Origin of the sequence: Dendrosporobacter quercicolus (assembly GCF_900104455.1) — a bacterium.
GTDB classification, from domain to species: Bacteria; Bacillota; Negativicutes; order DSM-1736; family Dendrosporobacteraceae; genus Dendrosporobacter; species Dendrosporobacter quercicolus.
On record NZ_FNHB01000001.1, the window covers coordinates 1,203,487 to 1,220,349 of the forward strand.

11 protein-coding genes are annotated in these 16,863 nt (G+C 51.4%); all 11 read right to left on the reverse strand.

The genetic code is table 11. From position 1 onward, the window contains the following. Window positions 1-27: 27 nt before the first annotated feature. The 11 genes from BLR06_RS05565 to BLR06_RS05615 all read right to left on the reverse strand — a co-directional run bounded on the left by BLR06_RS05565 (window position 28) and on the right by BLR06_RS05615 (window position 16,811). A complete protein-coding gene (locus BLR06_RS05565; protein ID WP_092069359.1) occupies window positions 28-1,794 on the reverse strand; it encodes an alpha/beta hydrolase-fold protein in 1,767 nt (588 codons plus the stop codon). A gap of 341 nt (window positions 1,795-2,135) precedes the next feature. Continuing rightward, the gene (rlmD, locus tag BLR06_RS05570; protein ID WP_092069363.1) at window positions 2,136-3,518 is read right to left on the reverse strand and encodes a 23S rRNA (uracil(1939)-C(5))-methyltransferase RlmD; all 1,383 of its coding nucleotides are present in this window, start codon (window positions 3,516-3,518) and stop codon (window positions 2,136-2,138) included. 18 nt (window positions 3,519-3,536) lie between these two features. Further along, on the reverse strand, window positions 3,537-5,978 hold the full coding sequence (locus tag BLR06_RS05575) for a Lon protease family protein (protein WP_092069366.1): 2,442 nt from the start codon (window positions 5,976-5,978) through the stop codon (window positions 3,537-3,539). A gap of 77 nt (window positions 5,979-6,055) precedes the next feature. After that, window positions 6,056-6,310, reverse strand: coding sequence for a hypothetical protein (locus BLR06_RS05580; protein ID WP_092069368.1), 255 nt, complete (start codon window positions 6,308-6,310; stop codon window positions 6,056-6,058). A 19-nt stretch (window positions 6,311-6,329) separates the two neighbouring features. Beyond that, a complete protein-coding gene (locus tag BLR06_RS05585) occupies window positions 6,330-7,010 on the reverse strand; it encodes a CPBP family intramembrane glutamic endopeptidase (protein ID WP_092069370.1) in 681 nt (226 codons plus the stop codon). Between the two features lie 113 nt (window positions 7,011-7,123). Further along, a complete protein-coding gene (gatB, locus tag BLR06_RS05590) occupies window positions 7,124-8,560 on the reverse strand; it encodes an Asp-tRNA(Asn)/Glu-tRNA(Gln) amidotransferase subunit GatB (RefSeq protein WP_092069372.1) in 1,437 nt (478 codons plus the stop codon). Further along, window positions 8,561-10,027, reverse strand: a complete 1,467-nt coding sequence (gatA, locus tag BLR06_RS05595; protein ID WP_092069374.1) for an Asp-tRNA(Asn)/Glu-tRNA(Gln) amidotransferase subunit GatA — start codon at window positions 10,025-10,027, stop codon at window positions 8,561-8,563. An 11-nt stretch (window positions 10,028-10,038) separates the two neighbouring features. After that, window positions 10,039-10,329, reverse strand: coding sequence for an Asp-tRNA(Asn)/Glu-tRNA(Gln) amidotransferase subunit GatC (gene gatC / locus BLR06_RS05600; RefSeq protein ID WP_092069377.1), 291 nt, complete (start codon window positions 10,327-10,329; stop codon window positions 10,039-10,041). 115 nt (window positions 10,330-10,444) lie between these two features. Further along, window positions 10,445-12,484 (reverse strand): NAD-dependent DNA ligase LigA, encoded by a 2,040-nt coding sequence (gene ligA, locus BLR06_RS05605; RefSeq protein ID WP_245698030.1) that lies wholly within the window; start codon window positions 12,482-12,484, stop codon window positions 10,445-10,447. An 18-nt stretch (window positions 12,485-12,502) separates the two neighbouring features. Beyond that, window positions 12,503-14,728 carry a DNA helicase PcrA gene (gene pcrA / locus BLR06_RS05610; RefSeq protein WP_092069380.1) on the reverse strand — a complete coding sequence of 742 codons (2,226 nt, stop codon included), beginning with the start codon at window positions 14,726-14,728 and terminating at the stop codon, window positions 12,503-12,505. Window positions 14,729-15,173: 445 nt separating this feature from the next. Further along, window positions 15,174-16,811, reverse strand: coding sequence for a putative manganese-dependent inorganic diphosphatase (locus BLR06_RS05615; protein ID WP_092069383.1), 1,638 nt, complete (start codon window positions 16,809-16,811; stop codon window positions 15,174-15,176). Between the last annotated feature and the right edge of the window lie 52 nt (window positions 16,812-16,863).

The window sequence follows — 16,863 nt, forward strand, 5'->3', positions numbered from 1 at the left end:
AAAAAAAAGGAACTTTGTTACTATTATTTACTTTTCCGGCTTCCAGCCCGGATACAGTTTTACGTCGCTGCCCAAGGCAGTGCACGCGGAGTTGTAGCCGATGGTGCCGGCGCCGAGCTTGCCGGTCGGATAGTAAATGACAGTGCCGTCTTTCTCCGTGGAGTAGACCCTGTCTTTGGTCTGGATCTGCTGTTCCGCTAGTACATACGGCTTGTTGAGATCCAGCTTGTGGCGATTCATCTCGGTCTCGCGGGTCTGGCTCATCAGCCACTCGTAACAGGCAAAGGTGCCATGACCGTAGAACCATGCGGACATATGGCCGACGTTACCGCTCAGTGTGACCTGATAAATACCAAGATCGCTCTTACGGGAAACAAGCTCTTTCACAAGCGCATTTCTCTCTGCCACGGTTGTGTTTTTCGTCAGAACCATCGGAGCCTCTTCCACTTTCACAGCGCAGAGGTCTTTGAAGAGCATCATGTATTCTGGATTGCCATCGGTGTTGAGATAGAGGATGTTGTCGTCGGAGCACATGTAGAACCAGTTGTTGTAGTCGCAGGGTTTGCCTTCATCGTCTACGTTCCAGATGATCTTGCCGTCAGCTGGAGCATTGTAATATGCAGAGCCGTTAAACGCGTAATCCTTGTTGAAGTTGGTGCCCCATATGCAGCTCATGGGCATGATGGCGGCAAAGTAGTTGTCACGCTGCGCGGCCATGGCCATAATGGTCATGCCGCCCATGGACTGGCCGGAGCCGTAAATGCGGTTCGAATCGACGTTGTAAGTCTTCGTGAGGGAATCCATCAGCTGCCAGATTGCAGGGACGCCGCAGCTCAGGGTCCAGTTATCACGGGCCATGCGCAGTGCGTATTTTGGGTTTTCCTTGTCCATATTGAAGAACTCAGCGATTGCCGGGCAGACAATGATCGCGCCGCCCAAACCCTGATCCTTTGCCAACTGTTGAAACTCCTTAGAGGCATAATTGCTAGGACCTTGTGCCTCGGTCAGGGGGAGCATCGGGTTGGAACTCATAGAACCAGCGTCATGGATTTGCAGGACCAGAGCATATTTCTTGCTTGGATCATAGTCTTTGGGGACGTACAGCGCATAGGGCAGATCGAAATCCCAGTACTTGCCGTTTGCCTCATCGAAGCAATAGGTTGCCTTAAAAGCTGTACCGTCTTCGATGGTGTGAAGCTCATAATCCTCGATGCCCTTAATGGTGTAAGTGCCTTTAATTGCATAGTTGTAGTATTCCGGATCTCTCGGCTGGCCCGTCATGGGATTATATCCAACGTAAGTCTCCACTGTGTAGTTTACAACCTTCTTGGTGCTGGGGACAATCACGTCTTTCGCAGTATGGATGGGTTTGACCTGCTTGACGTCTGCAGCCATGGTGATCTCCCAGGATCTGGCGAAGCGACTGACAGAATAATCGGTGTTGACCTCGATGATCACATAATTGCCGGTGCCGCTACCGCCTACTGCGGAGGTTTCAGGCTTGTCATTTACATAGGCCTTCAGGGCCACGCCGGGATTGCTGCCCGCGTTGAGGTCTTCTTCGCTCAGCGTCGTGCCGTAGTCGTTGATCTCAAAAGTGCTCAGGTCGATATCAGCGCCGGTCAGATCGACCCCGTACTTGACAACGATGGCGTTAGTCTTGGAGCCGTCGATATCGACGAAGCCGAGGGTCTCTACGCTCTCGATGACGTTGTCCGCCTTGAGCGAGAGTACCGGCGTTACCAGGAGACAGAGTGCCAAGATGATCAAAAGATATTTGGATATTTTTTTCATAATTAAATCTCCTCGTATACCAGAAAGATTATCGCGAAATATTCACCATCCCTTTGAGGCGGATTTGATAATGATTAACATAGAAAACGCCAGGTATAAATCGGCCTGATGTTTTCTAGTCACGTCAAGGGAAACATATTCCACATTTCACCACAGCCTTTGAACCCAGTCCCCACCTGGCTTTAAAGGCTGTGTTTTCTTTTCAGCCAAATGCAACACTCCACGTGAAACGTCTATGAGAACAGAAGATAAATCCTTTTACAACCATAGACGTATGCGAAAACATATCAAATATTTAGCCACAACGCACCATGTTGTGGCTAATTCACTAGCTTTATACACTATATTGTGGTGTCTTTCCTTTGCAGGAGTGTGACTGTCTCCACGTGATACGTATGAGGAAACATATCGACCGGCTGAATCTCCCGGACTTCATAATCATACTCGGTCAGCACGGCCAGGTCACGGGCTAAGGAAGCCGGATTACAGGATACGTACACAATCCTCTGGGGTTGCATATGAGCAAAAGCTTCCAGCACCGGCCTGTCACAGCCGGCCCGGGGCGGGTCAACGACAATGACGTCGGGACGGACTCCCTGGGTATACAGTTCCGGCATTACGGCGACAGCGTCGCCAACGATAAACTCCGCGTTGTCAATGCCATTCAGCTCGGCATTACGCCAGGCATCCCGGATGGCAGGCTCGACGATTTCGATGCCAATCACCCGGCGGGCCTGCCTGGCCAGGAACAGGCTGATGGTGCCTGTTCCGCAATAGGCGTCAATCACTGTCTCCCGTCCGGTTAAAGCGGCATATTCAACTGCTGTATTGTATAAAATTTCAGCCTGCGCGGTGTTCACTTGAAAAAAGGAACGGGCCGAAATGTGAAAGGTAAACGGCCCCAACTTATCCGTAATGGTATCCTGCCCCCATAAGGTTACTGTTTTGCTGCCCATAATTACATTTGTCTTTTTGCTGTTGACATTTTGCACAATGCTGACCAAACCGGGGATATTATCCCTCAGTCCGGCAACCAGCGCATTCTTATTAGGCAGGGTATCGCAGGCGGTTACCAGTACCACCATCACTTCACCGCTGACCGCGCCGACCCGGCCCAATACGTGACGAACAGCGCCGGCGCCAGTCTTTTCATCATAAATGCTAATCTCCAGCTCACCAAGCAGCCGCCGGACCTGACGGGCAATCAGGTTGTTGGACTGATGCTGAATCAGGCAGTGCTCAGTATTGACAATGGCATGCGTCCCCTGAGCAAAACAGCCAATGACAATTTCCTGCTGATCCATTCCCACCGGGAACTGCATCTTATTGCGATAATACCAGGGATTGGCCGCGCCCAGCGTCGGTTTTACCGTCACACCGGCGATCTTGCCGATTCTGGTCACAGCGTCAACCACCAGTTGCCGCTTGGCCGACAGCTGCGCCGGATAATCCAGATGCTGCAGCTGACAGCCGCCGCATTGCCGGTAAAGCCCGCAGTGCGGCTGAACACGCTCGGCCGCACTGTGCTTAACTGCAATTAATTGCCCTTTGGCATAGCTCTTTTTACATTCAATAATCTTAACCTTTACCTCTTCTCCCGGCAGCGCGCCGGGTACAAATACGGTAAAATCCCGGTAACGCCCTACCCCTTCGCCGCTATGGCCCAGGCTGACAATATTCAAACAATACGTTTGACCTTTTATTACTGGAATCTCTCGGGTCACTCAGTTTGCACCTTTCTCTCATTCGAATTGGAAGTCAGGCTTGCCTTTGCTCTCGGCTTCGGCGCTTTTGCCCAGCTTCAATAGTGTATCGGTATATTCGACCAGTTTTTGATTGACCAGGCAATGGACCGTCCCTTCCGGATAGCTGCCGTCATCCTTAAGTGTTCCGGCTGCAACGCCGGTGAGGATCTCAATGCCGTCATCAATGGTTTTCACCGGATAAATATGAAACTTACCGGAACGCACCGCCTCAATTACTTCGTCAGTTAAAGTAAGCTCGTCAACATTCTGATGCGGAATCATTACCCCCTGCTGTCCGGTTAAGCCCTTGGCCTTGCAGACTGCAAAAAACCCTTCGATTTTTTGGGTTGCACCGCCAATTGGCTGAATTTCGCCCTTTTGGTTCACGGATCCGGTAACGGCAATGTATTGTTTCAGCGGCAAACCGGCCAGACTGGATAAAATAGCGTACAGTTCGGTGCTGGAAGCGCTGTCGCCGTCCACACCGTCATACAGTTGTTCAAAGGTCAGACTGGCGGTCAGCGTTAAAGGCCGTTGCTGCGCGTATTTCTGACCCAGATAACCGCTCAAAATCAAAACCCCTTTGGTATGACTGGTACCACTCATTTTTGTTTCCCGCTCAATATTGACAATACCGCTTTTGCCCAGATAAGTATTGGCGGTAATCCGGGAAGGCTTGCCAAACATATACTCCCCGACCGCCATTACCGCCAGTCCGTTAACCTGGCCGACTTTGGTATTTTCGGTATCAATCAGGAATTTCCCTTCTATAAACATTTCCTGCAGCCGCTCCTCGTATTTGTTGGAGCGGTTGCGTTTTTCCTCAATCGCTTTTACTATATGCCGGGCGTTGATCAGTGAGCTGCCTTCAGTCGTAGCCCAGGCATCGGCTTCACACAATAACTCGACAATTTCGTTAAACCGGGTAGTCAGTTTCTTTTGGCTGCCGGCCAGCCGGCTGGAATATTCAACAACCTTGGCAACGGCCGGCTGATCAAAATGCTTAAGCTGTTCGCGGTTGACCGTCGAACTGATAAAAGCCGCCAGTTTGGCAATGTTTTCGGCAGTATTGTCCATTTGAACGTCAAAGTCGGCATGAATCTTGAATAATTTCCGGAAATCCTCATCATGATTAAACATGAGATAATAAAGCGTTGGATTGCCAATCAGAATTACTTTGACATTGAGCGGTATTGGCTGCGGCTTAAGCGAGGCCATGGCCAGCATACCGAATTGCTCGCCTAAATTCTCAATGAACAGCTCCCTGGTCTTCAGCACCCGCTTTAGCGCTTCCCACGCGCCCATATTGGTCAGCACATCACGGGCGTTGAGAATTAAATACCCGCCGTTGGCCTTATGCAAAGCGCCGGGCTTAATCATGGTATAGTCGGTTCCGACCACACCCATCCGGTTTTCATATTCCACCCGCCCCAGCAAATTATAGTAGGTCGGATTGATTTCGGCAATGACCGGCGCACCCTCGCAATCCCGGTTATCCACCAATAAATTGATTGTGTATTTGTTTTTAATGGTATCCTGAACGTTGCGCTTAAATAACATCAGCGGATTGTTTTCCTCATCAAGCTGGGACGGCTTAAAATCATTGATATTTTTCACAACATCCTGCTTGACCGCCTCAAAATGTTCTACAATATCCTGATAACCGGCATACTTTTCTTTCAGTTCATCAATAAAATGGCCGACGGCAAACAAGCCGATTTTCCGGTCAAGCTCTTTTACCTGTTCCCGCACTTCCCGCTCCAGATGCTGCATACGCCGTAATATCTCGGTTGATTTTTCATGAACAGCCCGCAGCTTCTGTTCAAGTTCCTCCCGCTGCTCTTTGGGCATGCCCTGATATCCTTCCGGCGTTAAAGGCTTGCCGTCATTTACCGGAATGCCGGCAAAGCCGGTCGAAGACCATTGCGGCAGAATTCCCTGTTCCTCGGCATATTGATTAAACGATTCCAGCATTAAAGAACGCTTATCCTGAAAGCTTTTGACCAGTCTTGTTTTCGCCTGTTCATAATCGTCGCTGCTAAATACTTTGGGAATATCGCTTTTTAAGGTTTCCACCAGTTCCTGCAGGTCCTGCCGCAGTAAACTGCCGACTCCGGCCGGCAGAATCAGGGCAATCGGCTGGCTGGGATTATCAAAGTTATTGACATAACACCAATCGTTAGGAACACTTTCCTGTTTGGCCACTTTACTGACCGCGGCCCGGGCATAGGTGATTTTTCCGGTGCCGACCAAACCGGATACAAAAATATTATAGCCCTGGTTTTTGGCAAATAAGCCAAATTCCACTGCTTTTACCGCCCGCTCCTGGCCAATCATGCCTTCCAGCGGCGCGACATCGGCTGTACTCGCAAAGTTCAGCAAACCTTCATCACAGTTAAAGCGTAACTTATCTACGGGAAGTTCCTGCCAATTGGTCATGAAATCAAACCCCTTTTCATTGATTTAACCGTGGTAAAATTCCCCATACTGTTTCGACTGCAGCAAGCATAACTCCTCTATTCCCGCCCATCGCTCCAGTCAATCATTTGTCCGCCGCACTTGGTGCAGGTGTCAAAAAACTGCTGAGGATTGGCCGCTGCCTGCCGCCGCATGTTTTTACTGACGCCCCAGCTATTCATACTGACCATCTGACTCTGCTGATCAAACTGGCCGATAATGCCTGATAACGGGCCATTGGCCGTGGGCACGGCCGGCGGCGCGGCGCTTGAGCCAAAACTGTAAGAATTGCCGCAGTTTTTGCATTTAGGCATGTCCTTCAACTCCTTCTGGTTATAGTAAGGGAATACCGAAGAAAACCAGCAGCACTTTCGTTGAATTGATGAAAGAATGGGCCACAATGGCGCTAAGCAGTGAACCTGTCCAATAATACAGCAGGGTCAGCCCGACGCCGACGACAATGATCTCCGCCAGCCAATAAGCGTTAAAATGCATCAGCGCAAAGATAGCCGAACTGAGCAGCGCCCCGACCGCCAATCCCCACCGCTCCTTTAACGGTAAAAAAGTAAAAAACCGGTATAAGACTTCCTCAGCTACCGGTGCGGCCACCCCGGCCAGGAATAAGGGAACCGCCAGTTGTCCAACCGATACTGCACTTTCCGCCTGCTGGACCAGCGGGTGATTGCTGGGGGTCAGCAGCAAGACAGTGGTATACAGGCGTTCGCTGTAAATACTAACCCCAAACAGCAGGCAGCCGGCCACAATCCCTTGCGCGGTATTTTTCCTCCAGTTTTTAATGGAAAACCCCAATTCGCCGAAATCGGGCCGGTATTTACTGACCGTGATCCAGACCAGCGCGATCATCAGCAGCCGGTCCGTCAGTTCAATGACCAAGGAACTGGCGCTAAACAACTGCGGATAAATAAACCTCACCAGCAAAATACCCAAAACCAGCCGCAAAACATATACCGACACCACTTCTTTAAGCTTCCACGGTACTTTATCCGGCAACATAAAAAAACACCTCTTTTTAGGCGTATCAATAGAATTATGTGCCTGATGCTGTTCTTTCATACAAAAAACAGGATGCGAATCTTTCGCATCCTGCCGGTAATTAAAGGCAGCTTTTAAAGCAGTTTTTGTTTTAACAGCTTATTTACCATATCCGGATTGGCCCGGCCCTTGGTTTGTTTCATAATTTGACCGACCAAAAATCCTAATGCCCGGTCTTTTCCGGCTTTAAAATCAGCCACCGACTGGGGATTGGCGGCAATGACCGTATCGACAATAGCCTCAATCTCACCGCTGTCGGTGATTTGCACCAGGCCTTTTTCTTTTACAATGACCGCTGCCGCTTTATCGCTTGACCACATTTCCTCAAAAACCGTTTTGGCAATCTTACTGGAAATGGTGCCTTTCTCAATCAGCTCAATCAAGCCGGCTAAGCGTTCCGGGCCAACCGGGCATTCCGTGATGCTTAAGCACGCCGAATTGAGAAACTTGGCTACTTCGCCCATCAGCCAGTTGGCTGCCGCTTTGGGGTCAGCCTTGGCTGCGACGATTTGATCATAATAATCGGCAAGCAACCGGCTGGCGGTAATCACCCCGGCATCATACCCCGACAAACCATAATCCTTCATCAGCCGCTGTTTGCGGGCATCCGGCAATTCCGGCAGGCTGGCCCGGATGGCTTCAACCTGCGCCGGGTCAACCACGATCGGCACCAGATCAGGCTCGGGGAAATACCGGTAGTCATGGGCCTGTTCCTTGCTGCGCATCGAAACGGTAATGCCTTTGCTGTCGTCCCACGACCGGGTTTCCTGAACAATCCGACCGCCGTCCTCCAGCACCTCGGCCTGCCGCTCAACCTCGTATTCCAAACCCTTCTGCACCATTTTAAACGAATTCATGTTTTTAATTTCGGTTTTGGTGCCAAATTTAGCCTCACCCCGCGGCCGGAGTGAAATGTTGGCGTCGCAACGCAGGCTGCCTTCTTCCATTTTGCAGTCGGACACATCAATGTATTCCAGAATGGACTTGATTTTTTCCACATAGGCCTTGGCTTCCTCCGGCGAGCGCAAGTCCGGCTCGGACACAATTTCAATCAGCGGCACTCCGGTCCGGTTATAGTCCACCAGGGCATAATCCGAGCTGGCAATGGTGCCCGAATGCACCAGTTTGCCGGCGTCTTCCTCCATATGAACCCTGGTAATGCCAATCCGCTTGGTCTGGCCATTGACGTCAATATCAAGATAACCATTCACCGCAATCGGCAGGTCATACTGTGAGGTCTGAAAATTTTTCGGCAGGTCGGGATAATAGTAATTTTTCCGGTCAAATTTGCTGAATGGTAAAATCGAACAATTGAGCGCCAGCCCTGCTTTGATGGCAAACTCCACCACCCGTTCGTTGATGACCGGCAATACGCCCGGCAGCCCTAGGCAAACCGGACAGACATTGGTATTCTGAGCTGAGCCGAACTGCGTGCTGCAGCCGCAAAAGATCTTGGAATTGGTCTTTAATTCACTATGTACTTCAATCCCGATGACAATTTCATAATCCATTTATTTAACCTCCCCGAGCGGCGCAAAACGCTTGTGGTAGTCATTGTTTTGTTCAAAGGTATAGGCGGTGCGGATAATGGTCTCTTCCGCCAGCGGTTTGCCGATAATCTGCAGGCCGATCGGCAGGATTCCGGAAAAACCACAGGGAATGGAAATAGCCGGTACACCGGCCAGGTTAACTGGAATGGTGCAGACATCCTGCAAATACATCGACAAGGGATCGTCGGCTTTTTCGCCAAATTTAAACGCCGTGGTGGGCGCGGTCGGGGTAATCAGTACATCCACTTTTTCAAAAGCGCGGTCAAAATCCTGCTTGACCAGGGTACGTATTTTCAGCGCCTTCAGATAGTAAGCGTCATAATAGCCTGAACTTAACGCATAGGTGCCCAGCATAATCCGGCGTTTAACCTCAGGGCCAAAGGCCTCGCTCCTGGTTTTCCTGTACATGTCGATAATATCGCTGCCGCCGGCGGCCCGGTGCCCAAAGCCCACGCCGTCATAGCGGGCCAGATTTGAGCTGGCCTCAGCCGGAGCTATCAGGTAGTAAGCCGAAAGGGCATACTGGGTATGGGGCATGGAAATTTCGGTAAGCTCAGCGCCTAGCGCCACGAGTTGGTCAATGGCCCGGCGAATGGATTTTTCCACTTCAGGATCCATGCCTGGCACAAAATATTCGCGGGGCAAGCCAATTTTCAAACCCTTAATGCCCGGTACCAGAGCCTTGGTAAAATCAGGCGCTGCCGCGTTGATGGAGGTTGAATCCTTGGCGTCATAGCCGGCAATGGCATTCATGACATAAGCGCAGTCGGTCACATCACGGGAGATTGGCCCGATTTGATCCAGGGATGAAGCAAAAGCCACCAGGCCATAGCGGGAAACGCGGCCATAGGTCGGTTTCAGGCCAACCTGACCGCAATAGGCGGCCGGCTGACGGATCGAGCCGCCGGTATCGGAGCCCAGCGCCCAGATCGCTTCACCGGCGGCAACCGCAGCGGCCGAACCGCCGCTTGAACCTCCGGGAACCGCCGTTAAATCCCAGGGATTGCGGGTTGACTGGAAAGCGGAATTCTCGGTCGAACCGCCCATGGCAAATTCATCAAGATTGGCTTTACCGACAATCACCGCATCTTCACCTAATTTTTCCATGACTGTGGCATTATAAGGCGGCGTAAAGCCGGCCAGTATCTTCGAGGCGCAGGTGGTTTTCACCCCTGACGTACAAATATTATCCTTAATCGCGCCGGGAATACCGGCTAATGGCGATACCGGCTCGCCGCGCTGGATTTTTGCGTCAACTGCTTTGGCGCGCTGGAGTGCAGTGTCCTGCATTTTTGTAATATAGGCCTGAACATCGCCTTCAACCGCATTCATCCGTTCCAGGACTGAACTGGTGATTTCAGCAGCCGAAACTTCTTTGGCCTGCAGCAAGCAATGCAATTGATGGACCGTTTGTTTAAACAACTCCATAGTTTTTCCTCCTAGCCTTCCATAATCTTAGGCACTTTAAAATAGCCGTTTTCCTGCGAGGGCGCATTCGTCAGCGCCAGTTCACGCGCCAGGGACGGTTTTACTTCATCAGGCCGCAGGACATTTCTAAGCGGCAATACATGAGCGGTCGGTTCAACTCCTTCAACATTGACCTGCGTTAAAACATCCGCATAGTCTAGAAAGGCGTTGAGCTGCTCAGTAGACTTTACCAGCTCGGCTTCCGAAAACTCCAGCCGTGACAGTAAAGCAACATTTTCTACATCTTTACGGGTTATTTTCATGATTTCACCATCCATACGATAATCATTTGCCTATCGTCATAGGCCTGTAGTCTATTCTTGCAATTCCCATATAAATCATATTATACCACGCTTGTCCAGTCCTGAAACCGGTAATCTACAGCTCAGGACTAACCAGCAAGCTAAATTCCGCCTCGTCAATAATCTTTACGCCCAACTGGCCGGCTTTGGCCAATTTACTGCCCGCCTCAGCCCCGGCCACCACATAACTGGTTTTCTTGCTGACCGAGCCGGCCACTTTCCCGCCGAGCGCTTCAATTTTAGCCGCCGCCTCATTGCGGGTCATTCCCGTCAGCGTTCCGGTCAGCACAAAGGTCAATCCGGCCAGAGGCTGCGGAATATCAGACGCCGCACGATCCTGGGTTGTCTTAACGCCGAGAGCCTGCAGCTTTTTAATCAGTGCAAGATTGGCCGGAACGGCAAAATAGCGCACTACACTTTCAGCAATTTTGGCCCCGATCTCCTCTAACCTGAGTAAATCCTCCACCTGCGCCCTGGCCAAAGCATGAATATCGCCAAAATGGCGGGCCAGCACCGCAGCCGCCTTAACTCCGACATATCGAATGCCTAAACCAAACAACAGCCTCGCCAGCCCTGCTGTTTTGCTGTTTTCAATTGAGTTCAGCAGATTAGCGGCTGATTTTTCCCCGGTTCGTTCGATCTGCAGAATTTTATCAGCCGTAAGCTGATATAGATCAGCGGCATCTTTAATTAAGCCGGCCGCCAGCAAACTGGTCAGCAGCGCCGGCCCCAAGCCGTCGATATTCATTGCGTCCCGGGATACAAAATGAATCAGCCCCTCGCGCAACAAGGCCGGACAGTCCGGATTAATGCATTTCCGGGCCGACTCTTCTTCCAGCCTCACTGCCGGACTGCCGCATTCCGGACAATAAGCCGGCATAACAAAGGGCTGCTCCGCCCCGGTCCGGTTGGCCGTCACAACAGCCACCACCTCCGGGATAACATCACCCGCTTTATGAATGACTACCGTATCACCGATCCGGATATCTTTTTGTTGAATATAATCTTCATTATGCAAAGTAGCCCGGCTCACTGTCGAGCCGGCCAGCCTGACCGGCTCCAAAAGAGCAGTGGGCGTCAGCGCGCCGGTCCGGCCAACGCTGATCATAATGTCCCTGATCACCGTGGTGCTTTGTTCAGCCGGAAATTTAAAAGCAATTGCCCAGCGGGGATCTTTCGCGGTTGCGCCCAGCAGCTTCTGACTGGCCAGATCATTGACCTTGATCACCAAACCGTCAATTTCATAAGGCAGGTCTGAACGCTTGGCCGCCCAGCTTTGGCAGTAGCCGGCAATTTCCTCAATATCGGAAAAGACCCGGTAACACTGGTTGACTTTAAACCCCAGGGTTTGTAAATAGGCTAAGGTTTGCGCATGGGTGGCAAGTTCCACCCCTTCATGCACGCCCATTCCGTAGATAAATACCGCCAGAGTCCGTTCGGCGGTAACCTGCGGATCTAGCTGGCGCAAAGAACCGGCGGCCGCATTGCGCGGATTGGCCAGCAGCGGCTCTCCATTCTGTTCGCGCAGTTTGTTTAAGCGTTCAAATTCCGTTCTGGCCATATAAACCTCACCGCGCACTTCCAGCAGCCCCGCAGCAGCGGCAGCCTCTCCCTGCAAGCGCAAAGGAATGGATTTGATGGTTCTGATATTGGCCGTTACATCCTCGCCTTCAATCCCATCGCCCCGCGTAGCGGCGCGAACCAGTAGCCCCTGCTCATACACCAGATTAATGGCCAAACCGTCAATTTTATGTTCGACAACATACTCCACCGGCTCAGTTGCGCCTAAAACATTCACCACCCGCTGATGAAAAGCCAGCAAACCGTCTGGCGAAAAGGCATTTCCCAAACTTAGCATCGGCGTAAGATGAGCTATCCTCCCAAACCCCTCCGCCGGTGCGCCGCCCACCCGCCGGGTGGGGGAATGCGGGGTAATCAACGCGGGAAAGGCGGCTTCAATGGCGATTAATTGCTGCATCAGCCGGTCGTATTCATCATCGGCCAGCTCCGGCTGATCTAAAACGTAGTACTGATAATTGTGATGGTTAAGTTTCCGCCTTAACTCTTCCGCAGCTTCCGCTGCCGCTTGCATGGTCTGAGGAATGTCTCCGGACACAGTATTCACTCCTTAAGCTTATACTTCAACTTTGGCGATTGGGGCATATTTAAGCATCAGCTCTTTAATTCCCTGACCGGGAAAGGCGACTTTCAGCGCCTGATCCTCGCCCTGGCCCCGCACATCAACCACTGTACCAACGCCCCATTTGCTGTGCTGGGCTTTATCGCCAACCTTCCAGGCGACAGGCTGCCCGGTCGGACGCACCGCCGCTCTTGCCGCCGGAGCAGCCGGGCCGGCCGCCGCCGGCATTTGCCGCCCAGCCCCTGTCCCGCCGCCAAACCCGGAACTCCAGGCAGCCGGACGGCTGGGCCGCATTTCCACCCGTTCCAGAACGGACGGCGGAATTTCGCTTAAAAACCGCGATGCCGGATACATGATGGTCTTGCCGTAAATGGTTCTCATCCGGGCATTGGTGAGATATAATTTTCGCCGGGCCCTGGTAATGCCCACATAACATATTCTGCGTTCTTCTTCAATTTCGCATTCATTCATCAGTGTCCGGGCGTGCGGAAACAGCCCTTCTTCCAGCCCAGCCATAAAAGCCACCGGAAACTCCAGTCCTTTGGCCGAATGCAGCGTCATCAATGTCACCTTTTCGCCATTGGTCTCAGCGGTATCAAGATCGGAAACCAACGCCACATGGCTTAAAAAATTCTCCAGATTATGTTCCAGTTCCCCATTGGCAAATTCTTTGGCCACGCTTAATAATTCCCGCAAGTTTTCAATCCGTACCTCACTCTGCGGGGTTTGTTCCTTTTCCAGTTCGGCCAGATAACCCGAAGCGGTCATTACTTTGTCGATCAGGTCGGCGACCGCCAGCGAATTCTGCTCGCTCATCAGCGTAAAAATGAACTCCGCCAGGTCTTCCAGCGGCCGTTTGGCCCGGGCCGTCAACCCGGGCACCAGCTCCGGATTTGACACCACGTCAAACAGCGTCAGCCCGTTGCCGCCCGCATAGTCGTTCAGCCGGCCGATGGTGGTATCGCCAATGCCCCGGCGCGGAACATTAATGATGCGCAGCAGGCTGACGGTATCGGCCGGATTAAAGATGACCCTCAGGTAAGCCAGGATATCCTTAATTTCTTTGCGGTCATAAAATCTCAGTCCGCCCACCATCGTGTAAGGAATGCCATTTTTCATAAAGGCTTCCTCAATGACCCGGGACTGCACATTGGTACGGTACAGGACGGCCATATCGCCGTAACCGGTATTGTAGACGGTATTGAGCTTAATGATATTGCTGGCGATATACTGCGCTTCATCACGCTCGTCATTGGCCAGATAATAGCTGATTGGCTCGCCGGCCGTATTCTCCGTCCACAGCTCTTTGGGCTTCCGGTCGGCATTATGTTCAATGACGGCATTGGCCGCCGCTAAAATAGTCTTGGTTGAACGGTAGTTTTGCTCCAGCTTAACGACTTTCGCTTCCGGGTAATCTTTTTCAAAATCCATGATATTGCGGATATCAGCGCCGCGCCAGCCGTAAATACTTTGGTCGGCGTCGCCCACCACACAAAGATTCCGGTGCTTCGCCGCCAGCAAATGCGCCAGCAGATACTGGGCATGGTTGGTATCCTGGTATTCATCAATCAGAATATATTTAAATTTATTCTGATACTTTTCGCACACCTCGGGATTGGTTTCCAGCAGCCGCACGGTATACAGCAGTAAATCATCAAAATCCAGCGCATTATGATTACGCAGTTTAGCCTGATACAGCTTGTAAATCTCCGCGACCTTCCCGGCAAAAAACGTATCGGCGGTCCGGGCAAATTCCCATTCATCGGTTAAGGCGTTTTTGGCATTGGAAATCATCGACTGAATGCTGTTGGGCGCAAATTGCTTGTCATCCAGATTCAGCTCTTTCAGGCAGGCTTTGACTACCGCCTGGCAGTCACCGGCATCATAAATGACAAAATTACGCTGGTAACCGGGGACAGCGTCGATTTCCAGCCGCAAAAACTTGGCGCAAAAAGCATGGAAGGTACTCAGCCAGATATCCTTGGACCGGAGTCCCACCATCCGTTCAACCCGCTCCCGCATTTCAGCCGCAGCCTTGTTGGTAAACGTAATGGCCAATATATTGTACGGCGCTACACCCTGCTCCAGTAAATAGGCAATTCGGCAGGTTAATACTTTGGTTTTGCCCGAACCCGCTCCGGCCATAATCAGCAAAGGGCCGTCAATATGCGCCGCAGCTTCAGCCTGCGCCGGATTTAATCCGTCAAATATGTTCTGCATAATGCCTCCGTAAGATATTCATGGAAATTCCATCAATATCGCTGTTTTAAAGTAGTATAACATGTATATTTTCGGCAACAAGTACTATTTTCCTTTCCTCCGGCCAGAAAAGCATAAGAGAATACGGGGAAACGGTGTTTAACCGCAAAGTACTCGAAGGACATAAAGAGGGGACGCGAGGGGTTATAGTGGGAACGGATTTGAACCACAGAGGGCACGGAGTACACGGAGGATTAACGGGAGTAGAGGTTTTTATATGAATTTCCGGTGCAATGATTTGCGCCGTTCTCTGGTTCCCTCAGTGACCTCTGTGTCCTCTGTGGTTCCAGGGACGGGTTTGCAAGAGGTTTACGGGGGAACGGTGGTTAGCCGCAATGTACGCGAAGGACATAAAGCGGGGACGTAAAAAAATGATAGCCTGTGGTTAACAGGCTATCGGGCAGGTCTAAAAATTGCGGGCGGCTTCCACCATTGGCGGAATTACTTGTTTTTTCCGGGACATCACGCCGGGCAGATAAACCATGCTGTCTTGCCCTCTGCCGCCAAAGGCTTCGGCGATTAATGCCGTAGGCTGCCCGGCGTAAATCAGCTGCGTGCCTTCCTGAATGATATCGGTAATCATCAGCAGGGCCATATCATAGTTTTCCTTAAGCAGCATAGCGTCCATTGCGGTCAGTAGATCGGCTTTAACCGCCAGCACCTCTGCGGTATCCATCACGGATATCTGGGCAATCGCCATCCGGTATTCACCAATCTGAAACTCTTTTAAATCATTGTGTACAATCTCTCCGGCCTGCATATCGCCAATGCCCGAGCCAGCCTTGAGCAGCGCCAGGCCGAACTCCTGCATATCCAGTCCGGCAATCGCCGCCAGTTTCTCCGCGGTCTCCCGGTCATAAGCAGTTGCCGTAGGCGATTTAAATAGAACGGTGTCAGATACAATCGCCGCCAGCAGTAAGCCGGCAATGTCAGCCGGCAGCTCCACCCCGCGATGCCAGTGCATGTTGGCAACAATTGTGCCGGTCGACCCTACCGGCTCATGACGGATAAAAATCGGTTCGCCGGTTTGCAGGCCCCCTAAGCGGTGATGATCAATAATTTCTATAATTTGCGCTTCTTCAATGCCCTCAACGGCCTGAGACCGTTCGTTATGATCAACCAGAATGATTTTTTCCCGGTTCGTGACAATCAGCTGATCACGGGCAATCAGACCGACCAGTTTGCCATTTTCCACTACCGGAAAAGTACGGTGATGGTTGTCGGCGATAATCTCTCTGGTGTCATTGACCAAATCGGAAGGCTTAAATGTAATGACCTTTTTTTGCATAATCATGCTTACCGGAATGCACTGATTGATCAACCGGGCGCAGGTGTAGGTATCATGCGGCGCACTGATTACGGCAATCCCCCTGCTTGCCGCCTCAGCTAAAATTTCCGGTCCAACCTGAGCCGCGCCGGTGACTACCAGGCAAGCGATATTTTGAGCAATGCATTCCAGTAAAGTGCTGCCCCGGTCGCCAACCAGCACCACATCACCGGGCTCGATAACCTGCTGGATTGTGCTTGTACTGCCTGCGGCAATTCTTACTTTGCCGGTAACCTTCCGGTTCAGGCTGCCGCCTTGCACCACCGTGCCGTCCAGCACCCGGACGAGAGCGGTCAGCTCAACGCCCGCCTCGGATAAATCCTGCATTTCCAGTTCGTCAAAATACCGTTTAGCCAGATCAGTAACCGAAACGATCCCCGCTAAGACGGTATTTTCATCAATGACCGGCACCGATTTTACTTCATGCCGGCGCATCACTTTGCCCAGTTCGCGGAGGGTATCGTCCGGCTGTACCACAATCGCGCTGTCCAGCATGACATCCCTGACCCGCGGATGTAAGTCGGTAATCAGCTTGGGCGCTGCCACCCCGAATTTTTCCAGAACAAATTTGGTTTCGGCATTTATCTTACCGGCTCTGGCCGGAACAACATTTTCTCCTAGCGCTCTTTTTAAATTAGCGTAACCAATGGCCGAACAGATTGAATCAGTATCCGGATTGCGATGTCCAATAATATAAATAGGTTTAGAAAACTTCATCCATTTACCTCCAAAGTGTGCTAGTACTCTTTTTTGCCAACATCTATTATAC